This is a genomic window from Planomonospora algeriensis (assembly GCF_977012225.1).
Window position 1 is genome coordinate 1 of sequence record NZ_CDRNDK010000445.1, and the last position, 5051, is coordinate 5051.

Sequence of the window (5051 nt, forward strand, 5' to 3'; positions counted from 1 at the left end):
GCGCGAGGCCGGGCGCCTGCGGGACCTGCTGCGCGAACTGGCGCCCCGGGAGGGAACGGCGTCGCCCGCCGCGGCGCTCCGCCGGATGCTCGCCGTCGGCGTCTGCCGGCTCGCCGTCGCCGGTGAGCATCCGGAGGTGGAGCAGGAGGTCGTCCTGCAGCAGATCAGCGCCCGGACGCCGGACTCGTTCGGCGGCCGTGCGGATCCGGGGAAACTCGCAGGGACCAAGCTCGGCCAGTTCGGCGCCTTCTACAAGAAGTCCTGGCGGGTGAACGACTGGATCTGGGGCCGCCTGGACGGGGCGACCCGGATGGTGCAGGCCGTGCTCGACCCGGGGCGCCTGCTCCAGCTCGGGCTGTCCCCGCAGGAGGCGTACCGGCGGCTGCGCGCCGTCGCGGTCGGCGGGAGGTTCGCCGACGAGCTGGCGGCCCGTTTCGACGGCGACCGCGAGCGGATCGAGCGGGAGCTCGCCTTTCTGGGCGCCGGGACGGACGGCGCGGTCCCGGCGGAGCCGGACGGTTCCGCGGCGGTGGAGCCGGAGGGCCCGGCACCGTGCCCGGAGCTGACGGCCACGGTCCTGGCGGTCGCGCGCCGGCTGCACGCGGAGATCCTCGACGAGGAACTGGACGGCCTGGCCGAGGCCGTACGGGAGGACTTCGACGCGGGCGCGGGGCAGGGCCCCGAGGCGCGGCGCTTCCTGGAGGCCTGGCAGGGGCGGCCGGAGCGGCCGTCGATGGACTTCCTCCTCGCGGCCTTCTCCCGGGCGGAGATCGGCGAGGAGGAGTTCGCCGACGAGATGCGGACACCGCTGTTCCTGCACACCGCGGGCCGGGCCGGGGCGGTGGGGGCCGCGGTGATCGCCTCCGCGCTGGGGCGGCGGTCCGCCCGCCGCGCCTGGTGGAGCTGCCGTGGTCGGTGGCCGGCGCGGTCGGGCAGGAGATCGCGGCACGGGTCCGGACCGGCCGGCGGGAGGCCGCGAGCCTGTTGCGGAGGCTGCGCGAGCACGGCCAGTAGACCCGCCGGTCCCGTCGGCTAGTCCTTCATGAACCGGGTGAGGAGCTCTTCGACCTGCGCGTTGAGCCGGGCCCCCCGCGGCCAGCCGGCGTAGTGGGTCAGGAAGATGACGATCTCGCGGAGCTCGTCCGGGGTCAGCTCCCCGGTGCGCAGCGCCGCGTCGAGCTGGAGTTCGACGTCGTCGTCCATCCCCTGCCCGACGAGCAGACCGAGCAGGAGCAGCCGCCGGTCGCGCAGGCTCAGTCCGTCTCGGGACCAGACCTCGGCGAACAGGTGCTCGACGGTCATGCCGAAGAAGTCACCGGGGACGCCCGCAGGGTCGTCCTCACCGTGGACCTGCTTCATGATCTCCAATCCGCGGGTTCGGCGGTCGGGAGCGGTGTCGTCAAGGTGCTCGTCCATGGGTGCTCCGGTCGGCCGGTCGGGGGCGGACGCGACGGGCGGTGTCGCGGTGCCTCCATACTTGGCCGGTTCCGCTGCGAGCGGTAGCTCCTTCCCGCCAATAGTCGCGACATATATAAACATCCCGCCCAGAAATCATCGACGGCGCCGGAGCCGCCGCTCTCCGGGAGCGCGGATCCGCGCCGTCCGGCACAGTCCAAGATCGTACAGTCGGGGCCGCGGCCGGGACACCGCCCCGGCGGAGTCCCGCGAACCCGCATGAACACCGCATGAACCCCCTATGAGCCCCGGATCGGCCCCGGTCCGATCCCTCCGAGCCGCGCGGCGGCATGTCCGCGCGCCGGGACGCGCCCGTCGCGACCATTCCGCCGCGCTCCGCATCAAATGGAGCCGATCTCTCACCGGGATTTGGTCAAGATTTCCAAGATGGTCGCCGAGGGAATGGGAGGGATACTCAAAAAACGGGCACAAAATCCCTTGCCGACCCGCAAAGCGGAGGTACAGCCCTGGTGCGAAGTTCAAGGGCGCGGCTCGCCGCGACACCGGTGGCGCTCGTCGCCGCCCTGGCCGCAGGATGCGCAAGTCCCGAGTTCACCTACGTCCGCGACGGCGACGGCCAGACCTACTTCAAGGTCCCGGCCGTCTGGCGGCAGATCGACCAGAAGGTCCTGGACGCGGCCCTGGCGCGGAGCGACCCCGAGTCGGCCGCCGCGCGGGTCCGCAAGCAGCTCGTCTGGTCGATCGCCTACGACGCCCACGCCGAGCCCGCCGTCCAGCACCTGTACGGCCTGGGCCCCTCCGACGAGCCCTTCGTCTTCGCCCGGGTCGCCAAACTGCTGCCCTCCGAGCTCGACGAGCTCTCCCTGAACGGCATGCGCGACGTGATCCTGCCCGTCTCCGAGGAGGTGCGCGCCCAGGCGGAGCAGATCCCCGGCTACCCGCTGACCGGCTTCGAGCTCCTGGCCGACGAGGTGCTCCACCCCGGCGACGGGGTGCGCGGGGTGCACGTGCGGTTCAACTACGCCGTGCAGGGCGCGGGGGTGCAGACCTTCGACCTCACCTCCTACCTGAGCGAGGACGGACAGCGGCTCTCCACGATGCTGGTCCGCTGCTCGGCGGCGTGCTACCGCGAGCGCGCCGCGGAACTCGACAGGGTCACCCAGTCCTTCAAGGTCAAGCGAGCCATCGGGTGAGGAGCAGCCCGCCTATGAAGATGAAGCCGCCCCCGTCCCCGCACCCCGAGGGCCTGCGCCCGCCCGGCACCGGCCCGACCGACCCGCGCGCCGAGACCCGCAAGCGCATGCCGCTGTGGGACCGGATCAAGTTCGTCCTCGTCCTGACGGTCGTCTACCTCGTCCTGGTCTGGAACCAGATGGCGGCCAACGAGGGCAACATGACGTTCCAGGAGGGGATGCTCAACGTCGCGTACGAGGCCCCGTGGATCTTCTGGCTGCTCGGCGCCGAGCTGCTCCGGCAGCTGCACTTCCTGGTCAGCGAGCGCTCCGCCGGCTACCACCGGTTCTGGACCCGCGGCGTGTTCGGCGGCTTCGAGCGCTGGAGCCACCGCCGGTTCTCCGACTGGAACCGCTTCCGGATGGCCCGCGCCATCAAGTGGCTGTTCTGGATCGCGGTGCTGGCGCTCGTCCTCGGCGAGGTGCTGGACACCTCGCCGGCCATCGCGCTCTTCCAGGCCCCCGCACTGCTCTGGCAGGCGCTGCCGTACGTCGCGCAGCTGGCCTTCGCGTTCTTCTTCATCGCCTTCCAGTTCATCGGCCTGTTCTGGCTGCTGTCGCGGGGCGGGGTGGAGACCTACTTCCCCGACGACATCACGACCCGCTTCTCCGACGTCTGGGGCCAGGACCACGTGGTCGAGCGGGTCAAGGAGAACATCGTCTTCCTGGAGCGGCCGGACGAGATCGAGGAGCGCGGCGGCTACGTGCCCAGCGGCCTGCTGCTGTGGGGGCCGCCGGGCACCGGCAAGACCCTGATGGCCGAGGCGGTGGCGGGGGAGACCGGCAAGCCGTACGTATTCGTCGACCCCGGCGCCTTCGTCAACATGTTCATGGGCATCGGCATCCTGAAGGTGAAGTCGCTCTTCCGCAAGCTCCGCAAGCTCTCCCTGCGCTACGGCGGCGTGATCGTCTTCTTCGACGAGGCCGACTCCCTCGGCCGGCGCGGCTCCCTGGCGCAGCAGGGCCCGCGGGGCGGCCCCGGCTTCTCCCCGCACTCCGGCGGCTGCCACGGCTTCGGCTACCTGTCGGAGGACACCCGGTGGCTGCTCCACCAGGCGGGCTCCCGCGCCGGTACGGCGGAGCCGGAGACCGGCCGCAGCCGCTTCTTCATGGGCGGGAACATGGGCGGCGGCGGCGACCCCGGCACCCTGCAGGCGCTGCTGACCGAGCTGTCCGGCCTGAAGAAGCCGCGCGGCATCGTCAACCGGCACGTCCGGCGGCTGCTCGGGATGCGGCCCAAGCCGCCGCCGAAGTACCGGATCCTCGTCATGATGGCCACCAACATGCCCAACTCGCTGGACGAGGCGCTGCTGCGCCCGGGCCGCATCGACCGCATCTACAAGGTCGGCTACCCCTCCAAGGCGGGCCGGGTCCGCACCTACCGGGGCTACTTCGACAAGGTCCGGCACGAGCTGACCGACGAGCAGCTGGACAAGCTGGCCACCATCACGCCCTACGCCACCGGGGCCACGATCAAGGACCTGGTCAACGAGTCGCTGATCACCGCGATCCGGGACGGCCGGGAGGTCATCACCTGGTCCGACGTGACCCGGGCCAAGCGGCTCAAGCAGCTCGGCCCGCCCGAGGACGTGGAGTACATCGAGCGCGAGCGGCACGCGGTGGCCGTGCACGAGGCGTGCCACGCGGTGGCCGCCTACCGGACCCGCTACCACCTCGAGATCGACATCGCCACGATCGAGAAGGGCGCCGACTACCTCGGCATGGTCGCGAGCATCAAGCCCGAGGACCAGTTCACCCGGTGGAAGTCCGAGCACGAGGCCGACATCATGGTCTCGCTCGCCTCGCTGGCCGGGGAGCGGATGTTCTTCGCCGAGGACAACTCCTCCGGCGTCTCGGGTGACCTGTACTCGGCGACCTACCTCACCGCGCTGATGGAGGCGCACTGGGGGATGGGCCGCGGCGTCACGTCGGTGCCCGCCCTGCAGGAGCTGGAGATCATGGGCGGCAAGTCCCTGCCGAAGCCCGGCGGGGCCGGCGGCGCACAGCGGGTGGGCGGCGGGAAGGGGATCAAGGCCCCGGACGTCCTCGGCGAGCGCATCGAGTACAACCTGGTGCGGCTGCTGGAGCGGACCGAGGAGCTGCTGCGCGAGCACCGGCGGGAGGTCCTCTGCCTGGCCCACGCGCTGGAGACGGACAAGACGCTGAACGGCGACGACGTGGTGGCGGTCCTGGAGCAGCGCCGGGGGCCGCTGGTCGACGGCTCGGTCTACGCCTCCGACGACTTCTACGCCGAGATCGAGGAGTACCACCTGGAGGCGGCCCGGGCGCACCGCGAGCACAGCCGCGTGGCACGCGAACTGCCCGTCCCGGCGGCCGTGCCCCGGCTCGAACCCGCCGTGCTGGTCCAGGGCGCGGTCGTGACGGGCAACGGCCACGCCTCCT

Annotated in this window: 4 protein-coding genes; 3 read left to right on the forward strand and 1 reads right to left on the reverse strand. The window is 71.7% G+C overall.

The features are described from left to right. Nucleotides 1-1036 (forward strand): DUF3376 domain-containing protein (locus tag ACWJ6R_RS29845; RefSeq protein ID WP_449065419.1); only part of this gene is annotated, 1036 nt, incomplete at its 5' end. Here ACWJ6R_RS29845 and ACWJ6R_RS29850 read toward each other — a convergent pair. After that, nucleotides 1033-1416, reverse strand: coding sequence for a carboxymuconolactone decarboxylase family protein (locus tag ACWJ6R_RS29850; protein ID WP_449065420.1), 384 nt, complete (start codon nucleotides 1414-1416; stop codon nucleotides 1033-1035). The two genes, ACWJ6R_RS29845 and ACWJ6R_RS29850, sit on opposite strands and share 4 nt — an antisense overlap. A 509-nt stretch (nucleotides 1417-1925) precedes the next feature. Here ACWJ6R_RS29850 and ACWJ6R_RS29855 point away from each other — a divergent pair. Further along, nucleotides 1926-2609, forward strand: a complete 684-nt coding sequence (locus ACWJ6R_RS29855) for a hypothetical protein (RefSeq protein WP_449065421.1) — start codon at nucleotides 1926-1928, stop codon at nucleotides 2607-2609. 14 nt (nucleotides 2610-2623) lie between these two features. After that, nucleotides 2624-5051: AAA family ATPase (locus ACWJ6R_RS29860; RefSeq protein WP_449065422.1), on the forward strand; the 2428-nt coding region annotated here is incomplete at its 3' end.